A 17,726-nucleotide genomic window follows, 5' to 3' on the forward strand; every position below is an offset into this window, starting at 1 on the left:
CCTAAGGATGGAAATGACAATATCCGATTCGTTTAGAAATCCATCAAGTCAGATATACTTCAAACCATGCGTATCCTAGTTGCCATCCTGCTTCTGCTGCTTGCCTTTCTGCAATACCGCCTCTGGGTCGGTGAGGGGAGTCTGGCGGAAGTGAACAACCTGGAAAATGAGATAACCCGCCAAGAGGCGGCACTGGTCGATCTGAAGAAGCGCAACCGTGCGTTGCAGGCTGAGGTTGAAGATCTGCGCAGCGGCAGTGCGGCACTTGAAGAGCGGGCTCGCAGCGAATTGGGCATGATCAAGGAGGGTGAGATCTTCTACCAGGTGATTGATCAATCCCAGATCACGACCCAATGAGTGATCGCTTCTGGGCGGCGGTTCCCGCCGCAGGCGTTGGCAAACGAATGGCCAGCGTAGTGCCGAAACAGTATCTTCCCCTCCTGGGCCGACCCCTGATTGAGCAGACACTGTCACGATTGTTGGCGCACCCCAAAATCTCAGGCGTTTTCGTGGCGCTCTCAGAAGGGGATGGCTGGTGGTCGTCAACCTCGTTCGCGGATGATCCAAGGGTGGTCCGGGTCGGAGGCGGCGAGGAGCGCTGTCACTCCGTGCTCAATGTATTGCAGGCCATGGGGAAACAGACAGCAGAAACTGATTGGGTTTTGGTACACGATGCGGCGCGTCCCTGTGTCCATCGAGAGGATCTGGATAACCTGATGGATCAGCTCGACGATGATCCGGTCGGCGGTCTGCTCGGCGTGCCGCTACATGATACGGTGAAATCGGTTGAAACAGGAAAGCGGGTCGTGGCTACGATTCCGCGGGAGCCTCTATGGCGCGCATTCACGCCGCAGATGTTTCGGCTGGGCATGTTGCGTCAGGCACTGAGTGATGCTCTTGATAGCGGAAAACTGGTGACCGATGATGCCAGCGCCATGGAACTGGCCGGATTTCAACCCAGAATGGTGGAGGGTCGAATTGATAACATTAAGGTCACCTGTCCCGAAGATCTTGCCCTGGCAGCCTTCTTCCTGGATCGTCAATCATCCTCCGGTGAGTAGTTGCTGCATCTCCCGTATGTCGCTTTTAGCCCGCTCGATGATACCCAGTGAGCAACTCGGCGTGAGTTTACCCAGTGCCAGCTTGTGAAATGAGGGCGTCAGGTCCATGCGTGGCAGGGAACGCATTGTAGGTGTGCCGATATAGACATGTAACTGGGCGACCCTCACAAGGTCGGCATAGTTGGGTTGATCGCCGTCATCCGCCATCCAGTCTTCCGCGTGTAGCGCCGCCTGAACGAACTCGTCCGCAAACCCCCATTTTCTCAATACCATGGCGCCGACTTCTGCCTGCAGGTTGTTGATCACCTGATCCAGCAATTGTGGGTTCTCGGACATCTCCGGGTGGCTTCTGCCGGAACTGATGATGGGTAGTGCGCCGATATCATGCACCAGGCCGCTGAGCAATGCCCGATCCGGACTAAGCCCTGGGGTGACTCTGGCCAGTTCATGACAGATCGGCGCCACCTGGCAGGCGTGTTTCCAGCTGGAGATCATGCGCCGTTGCAGGTGTTTCGAACGACTTTTAAAGAGGGAACCCAAGGCGAAGCTGATCACCAGATTGTGCGTGACATTGCGCCCGAGGCGGGTCACTGCATCCGGCAGGTCACCGATTTTGTCCTGTCCGCGGTAGGCAGCACTGTTGACGACGCTGATAACCCGTGCGGCGATCGTTGGATCGGCCTGTATCACGCGGGCAATGTCGTCGCTGTCCGTGGAGGGGTTGTTGACCACTTTTGCGATCCGGGTAGCGACATCCGGCATGCTGGGCAGTTCGATGTGCCCATCTTTCATTGCTTGGTGAAACTCCCAGTAGAGACGGGCCTCAGGGCCGCCACTCTCTTTCAGCTCTATCGATTGTGAATCCCGCCCGGACTCATCGGTGGGCAGACAGGCGATACTCTGGATGATCTCCCGTGGCATCTTCAGCAGGACGACCGCGCTTTTTGCCGTGATATTACAGGCGTGGGGCTGCTTCACCGAGAGTGGGTAGGTGCTTCGGTTCGATTCCGCCTTGAGATTCAACTGGGTGCCATCGCTGCAGTCGATATCCACTTCGCCATGCATCAGGTAGTTGACAAACGGGTCCTTTGTCCCCTCTGCAATAATCTGGGTACCCCTGCTGAAGTGCTCCACCGTGCCGAAAGTGGCGACATATGTCAGAACACGCGCAGGAAGCTTCCTGATTGGATTAAAGCGCAGAATTTCACTGGCAGTAGCTGTTACAACGTTGTGACTCATCTTTTATTCTCAACTCGCGCTGGATAGGGTTTGCGCTTTTCCTGTTGGGTTCCACAGCGGGGATCGTTAGAATTCACCGATGCTCTCTGACTGGTTAGCGGCCGCAGAGGCAAACTCTTTAGATTCCTTTTCTGTCGAGGAGAAAGTGATGCGCATTGGCCAGGGTTACGATGCCCACCGTTTTGAAAGTGGAAAACGGTTGCTGTTGGGCGGCGTGGAGATAAAGCACGATCAGGGTCTCAAGGCACATTCTGACGGAGATGTGGTGATTCATGCGCTTTGCGATGCGTTACTGGGTGCCGCCGGGATGGGGGATATCGGCCGCCACTTCCCGGATAGCGCCAGCGAATATGCCGGGATCGACAGCCGCCGGCTGTTGCAGCGAGCGGTGGAGCTGATACAGGACACTGGTTTGCGTGTCGGCAACGTGGACCTTACTGCAGTGGCGCAGCGGCCTAAACTCGCACCCTACATCGATACCATGCAGGCGCGATTGGCGAGTGATCTGCAGGTCGAACCGGCCAGGGTCAACGTTAAGGCAACCACTACCGAAGGTATGGGATTCACGGGACGGGGTGAGGGCATCGCAGCCTATGCCGTCGTGCTGCTGGAGGAGGGATCAGCGTGACCGGCCAGACCTGGCAACGACTTGATGAGATGCCGTTTGCTCACGGCGGACCGGTGGGGTGTGGCCTGATTCGCGGCTCGGCGGAGGATTTTCAGGTGGAAGAGGTCCTCGGCTTCTCTCCGGATGGTGAGGGCGAGCATGTATTGATCCAGCTGCGCAAACGGGACACCAACACTGTCTGGCTGTCGCGCCAGCTGGCAAAGTTTGCTGATGTACCTGCCAGGGATGTGAGTTACGCGGGCCTTAAAGATCGGCATGCAGTGACAACCCAGTGGTTTTCCGTGCGTCTTGCCGGTCGAGCGGAACCCGACTGGGAGGCGTTCAACTCTGAGTTGGCCGAAGTCCTTGTCCACGAGCGGCATCGTAGGAAGCTTAAGCAGGGCGCCTTGCGGGGCAACCGTTTCCGGTTGTTGGTTCGCGGGATTGAAGCCGATACAGACCTGTTGGAGCAGCGTCTGCGGCAGCTTCGGGAACTAGGTTTTCCAAACTACTTTGGAACACAGCGATTTGGCCACAACTATGGCAATCTGGCACAGGCCGACCTGTTTTTTTCCGGCCAAAGCGGACGAATCGACCGTAAATTGCGTGGGCTGTTGATCTCCGCGGTAAGGTCACAGCTATTCAACCAGGTACTGGCAGAGCGCCTTCGTCGGCAGGATTGGGATCGAATTCTGCCCGGAGAACGTGCTTCGCTGGATGGTTCCCGTTCCAGCTTTAGTGTGGAGGAGATCGATGAAGAGATCCAGCGTCGCTGCCGCGAGAAGGATATCCATCCCAGCGGCCCTCTCTGGGGGCGGGGGCGATTGCCGGTCGAAGGGGAAGTTCTGGCCCTTGAAGAGCAGGTATTAGCCCCCTTCGGTGAATGGCGCAACAGCCTGGAACACGTTGGCTTGGAGCAGGATCGTCGTACCCTGCGGATCGGTGTGGATGATCTGCGATGGGAATTTTCTGAAGCAGGTGTGTTGGGGTTGACGTTTTTTCTTCCCGCAGGCAGTTACGCAACGATGCTGTTGCGGGAGTTACTACGGGTCAGCGAGCCTGCGGTGGGTAGGAGCGGCGCCCCGCCGCGATGACTCCCCAGATGGGTAAATCGCGGCGAGGCGCAGCTCCTACAAACGCTTCGTAACAATAGGTCATTGGTTTTGCTTACCGGCTGTTGTACCGGCGGGGATGGGCCCAATGTAGCCCGTAATCGAAGCTGCATCCAGTGGATGCTGGATCACGCTGAAAAGATAGTCCCAGCCGTTGACGTCGGGGAAATGGTAGGCGCCGGTGATCTCTGCGCCGAGCGGGGCGGTCTGGATGCGGGTCAATTCCCCACTGGTGACCCGGTAGGCCCAGAGCGCATTGTTGCGATGACCTTTAGAGGAATCCTCGGCAATGATCAGGGTGTCCTGTCCCTGGATGAAGGTCAGGTTATCGGGGTTGGCGATGCCGGCGGTATCGCAAAGATTCTCCGGGTCGTCTTTGGCCGGATGTCCGGTCACAAGCGCCCGCATGCTGTGGGCAACATACGTCTCGTCCAGTTCCAGCGTGTAGACGGCGCCACAGGGATTGTAGGGCAGGCGGATATGGTTGGGGCCACCCCGGTCCCACCGGTCGTTGGGAAGATTTCCCTTTCGGTTGTCCTCCATCCCTTTTGACAGCGATGTCATGGCGACATAAAGGTGGTTTGTTGCCGAATCGTAGGTCACCCCCTCCATCTTGCTGAATTCAGTGGTCGCCCCTAACAAGGCCGCGTAGCGGCGGCTCTCCAAACGGGATGCGGCCTGCTCCATGCCGGATCTGACTCGCAGGCACTCGTGTTGCCAACGGGTATTGATGGCCCGGTAGCCGTTGGGGCATTCGTTACCCAGACCGGGATGGCTATGGTGGAATATCTCATCAAAATCGATGCGCCGGTCGATCTGCTTTTTTATCGTCGCGTCATCGGCATGCCCCAGCGGAATCCAGTCCAGTTTTGCGCTGCCCCCATCGAGACGGCTGGTCTGAATCCAGTGTGCGGCGAAGAGTCTCCCACTGGAGAGATCCCCGGCCCGGTCGGCCACAAAGCGGAACAGTGCGGTGTTGTTGCCGTCATCGGTGATATAGACGGTTTTGCGATCGGGCATCACGATGCCGGCTTCCGGAGAGAAACGCCCCATCGCGTAGTGCCGGGTGAGCTTGACCTGATCGAACGAGTCGACGCGGGCCTCCAGTTGCCAGCCGTAGTCGTAGGGATTGAGTTGAGTAGGATCTCCACCCATATAGCTGGCCATCGACTGAAAGGAACGACCGGGGATATCATCGACCACCGCTGCGTTGGGTTCGTACTCCTCCGATGCGAGGTGTGTGCTCCAGGGCGTGACACTGCCTGCACAGAGATTCCAGGCTCCCTTGAGAGGCGTCAGATCGAGTGGCCGGGTACGTTTTACCTTCAGAAGACCGGTTTCGGCACTCTGGCGGAGTTCGCTGAGATAGATTCCAGCAGGCATGTCTTCGAATTGAGAGAGCAGGAAAATTTCCCCGTCTACCTGCAAAAGGGAGGAGAAGTCGTTGCTGTTGGAAATTCGTGGGTTGCCATCCTCTTTTTTCAGAGGCTGGCCGTGAGCGTCGTGCAGCAGGCCGAAGGTTTCATCACCAAAACGATCCCCATTGCGGAAGAGTGGGTGATAGCCGATGGCAACGGTCTCTTCCCCCAAGTCGACCGCCCGGGAGGTGCGGGTCACTTGTTGTGCCTCTGCTGCCACAGGTACCGGAATGCTGTGGAAATGCAGCTTTTGTGCGGCCTGAGAGGGGAGTGTTATGCAGAGCCAGCAGAACAATCCCGCCTGAAACCAGCACCTTAAAGATTTCAGCTGGAAAAGTGTCATCGTCGGCCTTTTTTTGGATTGCGCAGCAGGACATAGACGGCGCCGGTGCCGCCGTCGCGCCGGGTGGCGGAGCTGAAGGCAAGGACATCTTCGCGCTGGCGCAGCCAGAGGTTGATCTTCTGTTTCAGCACCGGCTGGCGGTTCTCTGAGCCATAACCCTTGCCGTGGATGATGCGGGCGCAGCGGATATGTCGCTGCTGACACTCGGTCAGGAAGAGTCCCAGATTTTCCCGCGCATAAGCGACGGTAAGTCCGTGCAGATCGAGTTCAAGGCCGACTTCGAACCGTCCCCTGCGCAGATCGCGGATCACACGATCCTGTACCCCCGGACGACTGAACAGCAGTTCGTCGGTGGCTTCGATCTCGGTGTCGGAGTAGTGGTCGGTATCGGAAAAACCGCCGTCATCCTCATCTTCCAGGTTGAGTGGTCTGGGAGGCAGGCGCTTCTTATACGGCTCGGTCTTATCCTGGGGAAGCGGACTGATATCGTCCAGCGACTCCCGGAATAGATTCGACTCATCTTCCCGCTTGGATTTTTTGCCCATGATCTCAGTTGTCAGTGCGTCAGATTCCGATTACAGAACTGCTGAATATTTGAGTTACTGTCATTTCGACCGTAGGGAAAAATCTCATACTTCCGACAGCGAGTAAGCGCTCCGCTGCTTGAGACCTCTCCCGATGGTCGAGATGACAGGTTTCTCTATTCGTTCAGAAGTTCCCTAAAGTGTAGGGAGGAATCTGCCCTATCTCAAACCGGCCGTCCTACCTGAGTGGTTTTATCAGATACTCCAGACCGTTGATCTTTATCTCCAAAGTCAGCTGCATCAACATACCGAGTCGACCCTGGGGGAATCCTTTGTCTGAAAACCAGAGCAGGTAGGCCTCAGGCAGGTCAATGAGAGGTCGGCCCTTGTATTTGCCGAAAGGCATCTGCATGCTTGCAACTGAGATAAGGTCCTCTTTTTCAAACAAGGTGGTAGTCATTGATGTTCGGTTTCCTGAAAGACAAACCTGCCCTCGATGAAGCGTCGATCGAGTGGCTGTTTGACCTCTATGCCTGGGCGCTGAGAAATTTTGATGCCGGGTTTTTTAACCACGAAACGATCCTGGTTGTACCCTCTAACGACCATTTTCCCGGCAGGGAGAGCTCGCTTCATGGGATGGCTGATCTGATTTTTGAACAGGCTAAGGGATATGCGGGAATGGCGCATTGGCCAACTCGGCTGATCGATCAGAGCAGCTGTCACATCATGGCGCCGCCAAAGCTGCAGATCGAGGGCGCTCTGCGCGGGTTACAGGGCAGTGTTCCCGATTCCGTCGATGAGGTGAACCGATTGACCATCACCTACGATCCTGCCCTGGTGAATAACCCCGAAGCGCTTATCGCCACTTATGCCCATACGCTGGCCCACTATCTGGGTTCAGCCGCCCAGGAACCACCGCCGGGTGGAGAGCAGAACTGGCCCCACTGCACTGAGGTGCTTGCGGTGTTCCTGGGATTTGGACTGATGTTTGCCAACAGCGCCTCTCGTTTTAAGGTCAGTTCCTGCGGCAGTTGTGGCGGCGGTCAGGCAGAGCGCTCAAGCTATCTGTCTCAATTCGATATTACCTACGCGCTGGCGATGTTTGCGGTCTTGAAGGAGATGCCTGACAAGGTGGTGTTGCGCCACCTCAAGAAGTCTCTGCGGAGTTATTACAAGCAGGCGGCCAGGGATGTTCGGAGACGGGAGGAGATGTTGTCGCGGCTACGCGGCATCGGTGTCTGAAGTGCGGAATTAAAGGGTTCGGATACGGCGGATGATGCGTTTATAAATAAGGTGTTACCGCAGGCTATTTCCAGTATATTTACCCCCCAATATGAAGATCCTGCTGAGCAATGACGATGGCTATCAGGCGCCTGGGCTGCAGGCCCTGGCGGAACGCCTTTCCGAGTTGGGAGAGATTCTGGTAGTGGCGCCCGAGCGGGACCGTAGCGGGGCCAGCAATTCCCTCACCCTCGATCATCCATTACGTCCGCGAACCATGGACAATGGTTTTATCCGTGTCGATGGCACGCCGACGGATTGTGTGCATCTTGCCATCACCGGTTTGCTGCATGAAGAGCCTGACATCGTGGTGTCGGGGATTAATTCCGGTGCCAATATGGGGGATGACGTGCTCTATTCAGGCACCGTGGCGGCGGCAACCGAGGGGCGTTTTCTCGGACTGCCGGCTGTTGCCGTCTCGATGAACTCCCATGATCCTGAACACTATGAAACCGGAGCGCGGGTGGCGCGGGAACTGGTGCAGCGGCTTTGCGAGAAACCGCTCTCAACGGATGTGATCCTCAACGTGAATGTGCCGGATCTGCCTTATGAATCGTTACGGGGTTTTCGCACCACCCGGCTTGGTCACCGTCACAAGGCGGAACCCGTGGTAAAGACCAAGGATCCCCGTGGAAAGACCATCTATTGGGTCGGACCCGCCGGTGCCGAGCAGGATGCAGGACCAGGTACGGATTTTCACGCCGTGCGGGAGGGCTTTGTCTCGGTCACCCCGCTGCAGGTGGATCTGACCCGGCATGACGCTTTGGACAGTATCAAAAGCTGGCTGGTGGAGATGTGATGCGTCCCGAGCATCAGGGTATAGGTATGACCTCTCCACGTACCCGGGAGCGCCTGATTCAACGCCTCAGACAGAACGGTATCCGCGATCTGCGTGTCCTCGAGGCGATGCGCAATACGCCGCGGCATATATTCGTCGACGAAGCCCTGGCCAGCCGGGCCTACGAGGATACTGCGCTGCCGATCGGCCATGGCCAGACCATATCCCAGCCCTACATTGTGGCCCGTATGACGGAAGTCCTATTGGAGGGGGGGGTGATGGACAAGGTGCTTGAGATCGGGACCGGATCCGGCTATCAATGTGCGATTCTTGCACAGCTGGTATCCCGTGTGCACAGTGTGGAACGAATCGGCGCCTTGCAGGAGCGCGCCCGGATACGGCTTCGTGATATGGGTTTGCGTAATATCCGCCTGAAACACAGTGACGGCGGCATCGGCCTGCCGGAGTATGCACCTTTTGATGGCATCCTGGTCACCGCCGCGCCCGAGGGTATTCCCCGCGCTCTGCTGGATCAGCTGAATCCTGGTGGGCGGCTGGTTTTGCCGAGCAAATCGGAAGGTCGACAGATCTTGTTACGGGTGACCCGTACGTCACGCGGTTTTGAACAGGAACAGCTCGAAGCGGTCAACTTCGTACCCTTACAAGGAGGGGTGCTTTAATGCGTCTATTCTCGTCCCTTTATAGCCGAACCATGCAGTGGTCGCGCCATCCCCATGCGCCGCGCTATCTGGCAGGTCTGAGTTTTGCTGAGTCTTCGTTCTTTCCGATCCCACCCGATGTGATGTTGGCCCCGATGACGTTGGCGAACCCTGCGCGCGCCTGGTACTTTGCCGCGCTGACCACCGTTGCATCTGTGCTGGGGGGGCTGCTGGGTTATGCTATCGGCCTCTTTTTCTTCGATCTGGTGGAACCCCACCTGCACGATCTGGGATATTGGGATCGCTATTTGCTGGCCAAAGCCTGGTTCGATGAGTGGGGGTTCTGGGCGATATTCCTGGCGGGCTTTTCGCCGATTCCCTACAAGATTTTTACCATCACGGCGGGGGTGATCTCCATGCCGCTGCTGCCGTTTACCCTGGCGTCGCTGATTGGCCGTGGAACCCGCTTCTTTCTGGTAGCGGCGCTGATGGCGTGGGGCGGCGAACGCATGGAGACGGCACTGCACAAGTATATTGACCGAATTGGTTGGGCGCTGGTGGTGGTATTTCTGGTTGCCCTGGTGCTCCTGAAGGGCTGAGGCCAACAATCAGGCCAACTATTTGGAGGCAAGGCGTCACATTGAAACTGGTCAGACTCAGCTTGTCCAAAAGGATGGTGGATGGCCTGTTGGTGATCGGTCTTGTCGTGCTGGCAGGTGGGCTGACGGCCTGTGGCTCAACCGGTGGCGGTGCGCCGGTCTCCAGTCGTACAGCTGAACCAAAAGTTGTAAAAAGTACCGGATACTACAAAGTCCGGTCCGGAGATACGCTCTACGCGATCGCATGGCGGCAGGGCCTGGACTATCATCGGTTGGCAGCATGGAACGGTATCAGAGGTCCGAAATACCGTATCTATCCGGGCCAGAGGCTGCGCCTGACACGGCCGCCAGGCAGAAATGCGGCACTGACCAAACCCAAGAGATCGCAAAGCCAGCCCGAGGTAACTCCAATAAAGAAGAGGGTGAAGGTAGAGCCAATTGCGCCAAAACAGGCCAAAACGGGAACGGCATCGAAGATCGGCAAAGAATCGGTCAAGTTAAGCTGGCGTTGGCCGACAAGTGGCAGAGTGGTGCAGACTTACTCATCCAGGGACCGGAACCGCAAAGGGATTCGCATTAGTGGCCACCCCGGCCAGTCAGTGAAAGCGGCGGAAGCGGGCAGGGTGGTCTATAGCGGCAGTGGACTTGTCGGCTATGGAAACCTTATTATCATCAAACATAATAATAATTTTCTAAGTGCCTATGGGTACAATCGAAAACTCCTCGTAAAAGAGGGGGACAAAGTGGCAAGAGGCGATAGTATTGCGGATATGGGATTGCCTCGAAAGGGAGCGGAACCCCTACTGCATTTTGAGATCAGAAAGCAGGGTAAGCCGGTGAATCCCTTGGGGCTCTTGCCACGCAACCGATAGTCGATGTCTGAGTGGAGGATGATGGATGAGCAAAGGTGGGAGCGATGAGACGGCGCTGATGGACGAACCCAACGATGCAAATGCGGCTGGCAAAGACTCGGTGTCGAGTGATAAGCCTGAAGTTTCCTCCAAGCCGGAAACAGCCCAAAAGCTGAAGAAACCCAGTGCACGTGCTGCGCGGGAGCCCAATGATGCGCAGATGGATGCCACCCGGCTATATCTCAATGAAATAGGTATCTCCAAGCTGCTGACGGCGGAAGAGGAGGTCTACTTCTCTCGATTGGCCCAAAAGGGGGATCAGTCTGCCCGCCAGCGCATGATCGAAAGTAATCTCCGGCTGGTGGTGAAGATTGCCCGCCGCTATATGAATCGTGGTCTGGCGTTGCTGGACCTGATAGAAGAGGGGAATCTCGGGTTAATCCGGGCGGTGGAGAAATTTGATCCTGAGCGGGGTTTTCGCTTCTCCACCTATGCGACCTGGTGGATACGTCAGACCATCGAGCGTGCGATCATGAATCAGACCCGCACCATCCGCCTCCCTATCCATGTAGTCAAAGAGATCAACGTCTATCTGCGGGCTGCCCGCCAATTGGCGCAGACCCTTGATCACGAGCCCTCATCAGAGGAGATTGCCGATCTGCTCGACAGGCCTATCGGTGAAGTCAAGCGCATGCTCGGACTCAATGAACGGGTGACCTCTGTCGACACGCCCTACGGAAAAGATGCAGATAAACCGTTGCTGGACACAATCCCCGATGAACGGGCCAGTGATCCAACGATCGATATTCAGAACGATGGATTAAATGCCAATCTGGATAGATGGTTGGAGAAGCTTAATGATAAGCAGCGCGAAGTTGTCGAACGTCGTTTCGGGCTGCATGGTTACGAGAACTCCACACTTGAGCAGGTGGCGAACGAGTTGGGTGTGACTCGTGAACGGGTGCGGCAGATCCAGATGGATGCTTTGCGGCGCTTAAGGGATATTCTGGAACGTGACGGTTTTTCCGTGGATACTATATTTAAGTAGCAGCCTGCTTAAAACAGTAACCTACGGCGGAAATCTTATTTTGAACAGTGCCTCTTCATGTGTTTGCCGGACGCAGCGGTGTTTGACGGAAGAACCTCTCGAAGTGGAGTGCGATTCCTGTGGCCTTGATCCCATCTGCCAGGTACTCGATTATGCAGAGCCAGGCAGCGGGGTTCCCGAGGGTGTCCTGTTGCGCCGGCTGCCGGTGGCCAGGGGTGAGACACTGTTTCAAGCCAACGGAGTCTTCAGTTCGATTTTTGCCGTCAAATCCGGCTCCTTCAAGACCTATATCCCCTCTACTGGAAAAGGCGATCGGGTGATCGGTTTCCATCAGCCTGGCGAGTTGATCGGCGTCGAGGCGGTCTCCAGCGGCAGTTATCCCTGTACTGCGCGTGCGCTGGAGCCCAGCAGCGTATGTGAACTGTGGATTTCACGGCTACCGGAGGCGGGTCGCCCCAATGAGGTCGTCCAGCAGGCGCTGATCCAATTGCTCGGCAGCGAGGTGGCATTCAGCCATATCGTCGCCACCGCGCTGATTCAGCAGAATGGCGAGCAAAGACTGGCAGCGTTTCTACTGAATATTTCCCACCGCCGTTCAGAGCGTGGATTGCCGGAAAGCGAATTCTGTCTGCAGATGTCCCGCGGCGATATCGCCAACTACCTTGGCCTGGCCAGCGAGACAGTAAGCCGTCTGTTGACCCGGTTTCAGAATCAGGGATTGATTGCTCTGCGCCGTAAGCAGGTTCTGCTGCGGGATCACGCCGGGCTGATGTTGATCATAGAGCCCAACTAAAAAGCGGTTCTTTACTTCCTGTCAGCAAGATCATTCTCCGCTTATTCGCGCATAAAATGTACGGAAATCCAATTAGTTTATTAGCGATTCCATTGTCTTGGGTCAATCAAATAACAATAAAAAATTTTATACCAGCATAATCAATGGCTTAATGGCACCATATGGCTGTCTGGGTTGATGCATTGGATCTTGACATTTGTCAGGATTGAGAGTGAGATATGCCACGCCTCATTGTGTGATTTCACATGGTGGGCAATTGGGGTTTCCCGAAAATTCACGCAACGTTCAATAATCTGTAAAGAGGGGGGTTCATGGACGCCGCAGCAGAACAGAAGTACAATCTCGGTATTGTACGCTGGTTCACCGTCATGGCAGTTGTCTACCTGGTAGTAGGCACTCTGGTGGGGACTTACGTCGCCTCAGAACTGGCATGGCCATTTCTGAACTTTGATATTCCGTATCTCACATTTGGGCGCTTGCGTCCGCTCCACACCAACGCAGTCATCTTTGCTTTTGGCGGATGTGCGTTGATGGCAACGTCTTTCTACAGTGTTCAGCGCACCTGCGGTGTCAGTCTGTGGAGTGACAAACTGGCCTGGTTCGTCTTCATTGGCTGGAACCTGATCATCGTCTCCGCCGTCATCACTCTGCCCCTGGGTATCAACCAGGCTAAGGAGTATGCAGAGCTGGAGTGGCCGATCGATCTGGCAATTGCCGTGGTCTGGCTCGCCTACATGTTCAACTTTGTCATGACCCTGGCGACCCGGAAGAGCTCTCACATCTATGTGTCCAACTGGTTCTTCCTGGGCATGATGGTGATGATCACCTATCTGCACGTGGTCAACAGCCTGGCGATCCCGGTTGATCTGTTCAAGTCCTACTCACTGTTCTCCGGTGTACAGGATGCGATGATCCAGTGGTGGTGGGGCCATAATGCAGTAGGTTTCTACCTGACTGCCGGTTTCCTGGGCATCATGTATTACTTCGTGCCCAAGCAGGCGGGTCGTCCCGTCTACTCCTATCGTCTGTCAGTTATCCACTTCTGGGCGCTGATGTTCGGATATGTATGGCTGGGCGCGCATCATCTGCAGTACACCGCTCTGCCTGACTGGACCGGTTCTCTGGGTGCGGCTGTCTCCATCGCCATGATCATTCCTTCCTGGGGTGGTGCGGTGAACGGTATGATGACTCTCTCCGGTGCATGGGACAAACTGCGTACTGACTATGTCCTGCGTTTCCTGATCATGTCTCTGGCCTTCTACGCCATGTCGACCTTCGAAGGTCCGATCATGTCGATCAAGACGGTTAATGCGCTCTCCCACTACACCGACTGGACCGTTGGTCACGTACACTCCGGTGCGCTGGGCTGGGTTGCCATGGTTGCTATCGGCGCCATCTATCACATGATGACCCGCACCTTCCACACCGAAATGTGGTCCACCAAGCTGATCAATGCCCACTTCTGGACTGCCACCATCGGTACCGTGGTCTACGTTGTGGCTATGTGGGTATCCGGTATCATGCAGGGCCTGATGTGGCGTGCTTACGACGAGTACGGCACTTTGGCTTACACCTTCGCAGAGTCTGTTGAAGCGATGCATCCCTATTACGCAATGCGCGCCATCGGCGGCATGATCTTCGTAACCGGTGCTCTGCTGATGCTTATCAACGTGCTGATGACGGTCCGCAAGGCCGCCAGCGAAGGTAGTGTGCGAGCGGCTTCCACCGCTGCCGCTAGCGCTTAATAAAGGGGGTTTGTCAAAATGGCGAATAACAATGAAGCAGTCGGTATGCAGGAGAAGATGGAGAAAAACATCTGGATGCTCCTGTTTTTCCTGGCTATTGCACTGTCCGTCGGTGGTCTCGTGGAGATCGTTCCGCTGTTCCTTATCGACGATACCATGGAGCACAACAAGGCTCCTGAACTTGTCTGGCAGCGTCAAGCCGGTCAGACCCTGGCCGATCACAAGCCGGGTGACGGGATGCGTCCCTACACCGCGCTTGAGCTTGCTGGCCGGGATGTCTATCAACGGGAAGGGTGCTATCTCTGCCACTCCCAGATGATCCGTCCGTTCCGTGATGAAAAGGAACGTTACGGCCACTACTCACTGGCTTCGGAGTCGATGTACGACCATCCGTTCCAGTGGGGCTCCAAGCGTACCGGTCCTGACTTTGCCCGTCTTGGTGGAAAATACTCTGATGATTGGCACCGCAAGCATCTGCGCGCCCCTCGTTCAGTCGTGCCTGAGTCTGTCATGCCTAACTATCCCTGGTTCCAGGAGAACTCAGTGGAAGGTGTGGATATGGCTGCCCGTTTCAGCGTCATGCAGCTGATGGGTGTTCCTTATACTGATGAGGACATCGCCAGCGCAAATGCTGAACTGGCGGGCAAGAGTGAGGAAGACGCGATGGTTGCCTACCTTCAGGTGTTGGGCACCATGGCCAAACTGGACGATAGCAAGGCTTATCGTGAATAGTTTGGCTGAGTACTTTCATACTGATTGGGAGGCTATGACCACCAATGACTGGGTAGGTCTGGTTATGACGGTGGTCACATTCCTCCTGATGGTAGGTCTGTACTTCTACGCATTGCGTCCAAAAAATCGGGATAAGCTGGAGAAGAACCGGTTTATCCCGATGGATGAAGATCGAATAGATAGCGGAGAAAAAAATGGCGGATAACAATCCATTTCCGGGTGAAAACAATACCGGACACATCTGGGATGACAATATCAGGGAGCTTGCCAACCCACCTCCACGCTGGTGGATGATAGCCTTCTGGGCCTCCATCGCCTGGTTTATTGGTTACGGTGTGCTCTACCCCATGTACCCAATCGGTCAGAAGCCGACTGAGGGGGTTATGGGCTGGACCCAAATCAAGGAGTATCAGGAAGGCGTTGATGAGGTCGTGGCGGTTCGTGCCGAGTTCGAAAATCAGCTGAAGGATATGAGTGCCAAGGATATCCTGGCCAATCCTGGGCTTGCCGACTACACCGTGGCTTCCGTCAAGGTGCTGTATGGTGATAACTGTGGGCCATGCCACGGCGGCGGCGGTCAGGGTGGTCCCGGCTTCCCTGTTTTGGCTGATGATGATTGGCTTTTTGGTGGCGCGGTCGAAACCATTGAACAGACCATCACCATGGGTCGGAAAGGTATTATGACTGCACACGGCAAGATCCTCTCTGATGATGAGGCGAGTAAACTTGCTGGTGCAATCGCGGCGGGTAACCCCACCTCTGATCCCAACTTCCTGCAGAAGGGCTGTATCGCCTGTCACGGCATGGATGGTAAGGGTATGCAGATGTTGGGTTCGGCTAACCTGACTGATGGTATCTACCGTTTTGTTCCGGGCGAGGGCGAGTCTGTCACTGACAGCGTCAAGCAGACCATTCTGCATGGCGTCAATGATGTGACAGATCCGAAGACCCGTGAGGCGGTAATGCCTTCATTTGGTGAGCGTCTGTCAAAAGACGAAATCAAGAAGCTGGCTGTCTATGTCTACAAGTTCGGCGGCGGTCAGTAGAAAGGGCCTTGTTTCCTTGTAAGCGCGTGACGGTGTCTTCCGTCACGCGCGGCAATAATTTAAGGGGTATGTTATGCATTGGGATGCGGTAACGATAGGTTCGATTGTTTCGGTGGTGATCTGTGTGGTGATCATCGTTTATCTTGGCTTTAAGGTCAGTGCCTTGGTAAAGAACGATGCTGAGAAACACAAACAGTAATAATCGGTGATTGTATAGTTAGACGAAGGGGGGATTTATCCCCCCTTTTTTTTTGGTATGTATCGTGGTTTTTCGTAGCCATAGATAAACACCATTGTTGTATCTGTTTTGACAAATCGCATTGGTTCATGTGCCAGTTTTAAGAATAATGTTACGTAGAATCCTGAGACGACAAATATTTTAATGTGAGGTATCCACCTTGAGCGCCGAACAGAAATCCCCCCAACAGTCTGCCGTAGATGAACTCTACGATGAGGCGGAGCACTGGAATCTGAATACCGGTGAGGAGACAATCCATGCAAAACGCATGGGCGGCCTCTGGCGAAACATCAAATGGTTGTCAGCCTCTGTCTGGATCCTTTTCTTTATCGCTCCCTATCTCAGGTGGGGTGATCGACAAGCGATACTTTTTGATATACCCAACCGCCAGTTTCATATCCTGAATACGACGATTCTGCCCCAGGATTTCTGGATGCTCTCCCTGCTGCTGCTGTTTTTTGCCTTGCTGCTGGCGGTATCGACAGCATTGGCAGGGCGGATCTATTGTGGCTATTTCTGTTTTCAGACTGTTTGGACCGATGTCTTTACCTGGCTGGACGAGAAACTGGAAGGCACGCCACCGAAGCGCCGGAAACTGGACAAGGCTAAACTCGACTTTACGAAATTCCGTATCAAGTTCACCAAACATCTTATCTGGCTGTTGATCTCAGTGTTGACCGGCATCAGTTTTGTTGCCTGGTTTTATGACGCGTTCGATCTCTGGGCGGATATCTTCAGCCTGCAAGCAGGATCTACGGCGTATGGCACCATCGCGTTGTTTACTGCGGGTACCTATGTACTGGCCGGTTATATGCGTGAACAGGCCTGCTTCTGGCTCTGTCCTTATGCCCGCATTCAGGGCGTAATGGTGGACAATACTACCCTGGTTCCCACCTATGATTTCAAGCGTGGAGAACCCCGTGGTCGAGTTGTAAAGGGGCAGTCCGAGGATGAGCGCACCACCGGCGACTGCGTCGATTGTAAGCAGTGTATAGCCGTCTGCCCCACAGGGGTCGATATTCGTCACGGTCAGCAGGAGGGCTGTATTACCTGCGGTCTGTGTATCGACGCCTGCGACCTTGTAATGGAAAAAATCGACAGGCCCAAGGGCCTCATCCGCTACGAATCCCTTGATGTGCTTGAAGGTGGCGAGAATCGTCCACTGTTGAAACGTCCACGTGTCTGGGTTTATGGATTGATCATGTCAGCCGCTCTGGTCGGAATCGGCTATGGGCTTAGTACCCTTGATGCGTTGGAGCTGAAGGTGATCCATGCCAGGCAGCCGCTCTTCGTGCTGCAGAGCGACGGATCGATTCAGAACAAGTACACTCTGAAAGTGCTCAACAAGATGACCAAGGATATTCCGGTAAAGATCACAGCAACCGGGCCTGAGGGACTGATTCTCGTTGATGCTGACGGCATTACCGCCAAGCATGGCAAGGTAACGCCGCGAACGGTGTTTGTGCGGGTTCCCAAGTCGAATCTGAAAGGGGAAAATACTCCGATTATCTTCCAGGTCGAGGGTGAAGAGAGTGGCGAGGCGTTCGTGGGCACACGTATGAGTGTCTTTATCGGACCAAAGTACTGATATAATTCTTGTAGCATGCAAGGGGGCGGGCTGAAAGGTCCGCCCCCTTACTATTTGTAAGTAG

The 17,726-nt window shown here is 55.3% G+C and carries 20 protein-coding genes; 16 read left to right on the forward strand and 4 right to left on the reverse strand.

Going from position 1 to position 17,726, the window contains the following annotated elements; translation table 11 throughout:
* The first annotated feature begins 66 nt into the window (after positions 1 to 66).
* Entirely contained in the window at positions 67 to 357 is a 291-nt protein-coding gene (ftsB, locus tag HPY30_14615; protein ID QYZ67101.1) for a cell division protein FtsB, read from the forward strand.
* Positions 354 to 1,061, forward strand: a complete 708-nt coding sequence (gene ispD / locus HPY30_14620; protein QYZ67102.1) for a 2-C-methyl-D-erythritol 4-phosphate cytidylyltransferase — start codon at positions 354 to 356, stop codon at positions 1,059 to 1,061. The genes ftsB and ispD overlap by 4 nt, the downstream gene beginning before the upstream one ends.
* On the opposite strand, the gene HPY30_14625 is transcribed toward ispD, so the two are convergent.
* A complete protein-coding gene (locus HPY30_14625) occupies positions 1,044 to 2,300 on the reverse strand; it encodes an HDOD domain-containing protein (protein QYZ67103.1) in 1,257 nt (418 codons plus the stop codon). The genes ispD and HPY30_14625 overlap by 18 nt on opposite strands.
* Positions 2,301 to 2,448: 148 nt before the next feature.
* On the opposite strand from HPY30_14625, the gene ispF reads away from it, so the two are divergent.
* Both ispF and truD read left to right on the forward strand, forming a co-directional pair.
* Positions 2,449 to 2,928, forward strand: a complete 480-nt coding sequence (gene ispF / locus HPY30_14630) for a 2-C-methyl-D-erythritol 2,4-cyclodiphosphate synthase (protein QYZ67104.1) — start codon at positions 2,449 to 2,451, stop codon at positions 2,926 to 2,928.
* A 29-nt stretch (positions 2,929 to 2,957) separates the two neighbouring features.
* On the forward strand, positions 2,958 to 4,001 hold the full coding sequence (gene truD, locus HPY30_14635) for a tRNA pseudouridine(13) synthase TruD (GenBank protein ID QYZ68070.1): 1,044 nt from the start codon (positions 2,958 to 2,960) through the stop codon (positions 3,999 to 4,001).
* A gap of 60 nt (positions 4,002 to 4,061) precedes the next feature.
* On the opposite strand, the gene HPY30_14640 is transcribed toward truD, so the two are convergent.
* The 3 genes from HPY30_14640 to HPY30_14650 all read right to left on the reverse strand — a co-directional run bounded on the left by HPY30_14640 (position 4,062) and on the right by HPY30_14650 (position 6,764).
* Positions 4,062 to 5,657, reverse strand: a complete 1,596-nt coding sequence (locus HPY30_14640; protein ID QYZ67105.1) for a DUF839 domain-containing protein — start codon at positions 5,655 to 5,657, stop codon at positions 4,062 to 4,064.
* Positions 5,658 to 5,776: 119 nt separating this feature from the next.
* A complete protein-coding gene (locus HPY30_14645; GenBank protein QYZ67106.1) occupies positions 5,777 to 6,325 on the reverse strand; it encodes a DNA mismatch repair protein MutS in 549 nt (182 codons plus the stop codon).
* 217 nt (positions 6,326 to 6,542) lie between these two features.
* Entirely contained in the window at positions 6,543 to 6,764 is a 222-nt protein-coding gene (locus HPY30_14650; GenBank protein QYZ67107.1) for a DUF3820 family protein, read from the reverse strand.
* 2 nt (positions 6,765 to 6,766) lie between these two features.
* Between HPY30_14650 and HPY30_14655 the strand changes: the two genes are divergently transcribed.
* The 12 genes from HPY30_14655 to ccoG all read left to right on the forward strand — a co-directional run bounded on the left by HPY30_14655 (position 6,767) and on the right by ccoG (position 17,662).
* Positions 6,767 to 7,546 (forward strand): hypothetical protein, encoded by a 780-nt coding sequence (locus HPY30_14655; protein QYZ67108.1) that lies wholly within the window; start codon positions 6,767 to 6,769, stop codon positions 7,544 to 7,546.
* A gap of 91 nt (positions 7,547 to 7,637) precedes the next feature.
* A complete protein-coding gene (gene surE, locus HPY30_14660) occupies positions 7,638 to 8,384 on the forward strand; it encodes a 5'/3'-nucleotidase SurE (GenBank protein ID QYZ67109.1) in 747 nt (248 codons plus the stop codon).
* On the forward strand, positions 8,384 to 9,043 hold the full coding sequence (locus HPY30_14665; GenBank protein QYZ67110.1) for a protein-L-isoaspartate(D-aspartate) O-methyltransferase: 660 nt from the start codon (positions 8,384 to 8,386) through the stop codon (positions 9,041 to 9,043). Before surE ends, HPY30_14665 begins: the two co-directional genes overlap by 1 nt.
* Positions 9,043 to 9,621: a DedA family protein gene (locus HPY30_14670; GenBank protein QYZ67111.1), complete on the forward strand. Its 579-nt coding sequence runs from the start codon at positions 9,043 to 9,045 to the stop codon at positions 9,619 to 9,621. Before HPY30_14665 ends, HPY30_14670 begins: the two co-directional genes overlap by 1 nt.
* Positions 9,622 to 9,707: 86 nt before the next feature.
* Positions 9,708 to 10,493, forward strand: coding sequence for a peptidoglycan DD-metalloendopeptidase family protein (locus tag HPY30_14675; GenBank protein ID QYZ68071.1), 786 nt, complete (start codon positions 9,708 to 9,710; stop codon positions 10,491 to 10,493).
* Positions 10,494 to 10,518: 25 nt separating this feature from the next.
* A complete protein-coding gene (gene rpoS / locus HPY30_14680; GenBank protein ID QYZ67112.1) occupies positions 10,519 to 11,520 on the forward strand; it encodes an RNA polymerase sigma factor RpoS in 1,002 nt (333 codons plus the stop codon).
* An 82-nt stretch (positions 11,521 to 11,602) separates the two neighbouring features.
* Complete coding sequence (locus HPY30_14685; GenBank protein ID QYZ67113.1) at positions 11,603 to 12,313, forward strand: helix-turn-helix domain-containing protein; 711 nt, start codon at positions 11,603 to 11,605, stop codon at positions 12,311 to 12,313.
* A gap of 311 nt (positions 12,314 to 12,624) precedes the next feature.
* Complete coding sequence (ccoN, locus tag HPY30_14690) at positions 12,625 to 14,058, forward strand: cytochrome-c oxidase, cbb3-type subunit I (protein ID QYZ67114.1); 1,434 nt, start codon at positions 12,625 to 12,627, stop codon at positions 14,056 to 14,058.
* An 18-nt stretch (positions 14,059 to 14,076) separates the two neighbouring features.
* Positions 14,077 to 14,790, forward strand: a complete 714-nt coding sequence (gene ccoO, locus HPY30_14695) for a cytochrome-c oxidase, cbb3-type subunit II (GenBank protein QYZ67115.1) — start codon at positions 14,077 to 14,079, stop codon at positions 14,788 to 14,790.
* Complete coding sequence (locus HPY30_14700) at positions 14,783 to 14,995, forward strand: cbb3-type cytochrome c oxidase subunit 3 (protein QYZ67116.1); 213 nt, start codon at positions 14,783 to 14,785, stop codon at positions 14,993 to 14,995. The genes ccoO and HPY30_14700 overlap by 8 nt, the downstream gene beginning before the upstream one ends.
* Entirely contained in the window at positions 14,985 to 15,836 is an 852-nt protein-coding gene (gene ccoP, locus HPY30_14705; GenBank protein ID QYZ67117.1) for a cytochrome-c oxidase, cbb3-type subunit III, read from the forward strand. Before HPY30_14700 ends, ccoP begins: the two co-directional genes overlap by 11 nt.
* A 506-nt stretch (positions 15,837 to 16,342) precedes the next feature.
* Positions 16,343 to 17,662, forward strand: coding sequence for a cytochrome c oxidase accessory protein CcoG (gene ccoG / locus HPY30_14710; protein ID QYZ68072.1), 1,320 nt, complete (start codon positions 16,343 to 16,345; stop codon positions 17,660 to 17,662).
* Positions 17,663 to 17,726 lie beyond the last annotated feature (64 nt).

Source organism: Gammaproteobacteria bacterium (ex Lamellibrachia satsuma), from assembly GCA_019623805.1.
Classification (GTDB): domain Bacteria; phylum Pseudomonadota; class Gammaproteobacteria; order Chromatiales; family Chromatiaceae; genus QGON01.

Coding starts and splice junctions, on each gene's coding strand:
- ftsB (QYZ67101.1), top strand. CDS start 67: ATGCGTATCCTAGTTGCCATCCTGCTTCTGCTGCTTGCCTTTCTGCAA.
- ispD (QYZ67102.1), top strand. CDS start 354: ATGAGTGATCGCTTCTGGGCGGCGGTTCCCGCCGCAGGCGTTGGCAAA.
- HPY30_14625 (QYZ67103.1), bottom strand. CDS start 2,300: ATGAGTCACAACGTTGTAACAGCTACTGCCAGTGAAATTCTGCGCTTT.
- ispF (QYZ67104.1), top strand. CDS start 2,449: ATGCGCATTGGCCAGGGTTACGATGCCCACCGTTTTGAAAGTGGAAAA.
- truD (QYZ68070.1), top strand. CDS start 2,958: ATGCCGTTTGCTCACGGCGGACCGGTGGGGTGTGGCCTGATTCGCGGC.
- HPY30_14645 (QYZ67106.1), bottom strand. CDS start 6,325: ATGGGCAAAAAATCCAAGCGGGAAGATGAGTCGAATCTATTCCGGGAG.
- HPY30_14650 (QYZ67107.1), bottom strand. CDS start 6,764: ATGACTACCACCTTGTTTGAAAAAGAGGACCTTATCTCAGTTGCAAGC.
- HPY30_14655 (QYZ67108.1), top strand. CDS start 6,767: ATGTTCGGTTTCCTGAAAGACAAACCTGCCCTCGATGAAGCGTCGATC.
- surE (QYZ67109.1), top strand. CDS start 7,638: ATGAAGATCCTGCTGAGCAATGACGATGGCTATCAGGCGCCTGGGCTG.
- HPY30_14665 (QYZ67110.1), top strand. CDS start 8,384: ATGCGTCCCGAGCATCAGGGTATAGGTATGACCTCTCCACGTACCCGG.
- HPY30_14670 (QYZ67111.1), top strand. CDS start 9,043: ATGCGTCTATTCTCGTCCCTTTATAGCCGAACCATGCAGTGGTCGCGC.
- rpoS (QYZ67112.1), top strand. CDS start 10,519: ATGAGCAAAGGTGGGAGCGATGAGACGGCGCTGATGGACGAACCCAAC.
- ccoN (QYZ67114.1), top strand. CDS start 12,625: ATGGACGCCGCAGCAGAACAGAAGTACAATCTCGGTATTGTACGCTGG.
- ccoO (QYZ67115.1), top strand. CDS start 14,077: ATGGCGAATAACAATGAAGCAGTCGGTATGCAGGAGAAGATGGAGAAA.
- ccoP (QYZ67117.1), top strand. CDS start 14,985: ATGGCGGATAACAATCCATTTCCGGGTGAAAACAATACCGGACACATC.
- ccoG (QYZ68072.1), top strand. CDS start 16,343: ATGGGCGGCCTCTGGCGAAACATCAAATGGTTGTCAGCCTCTGTCTGG.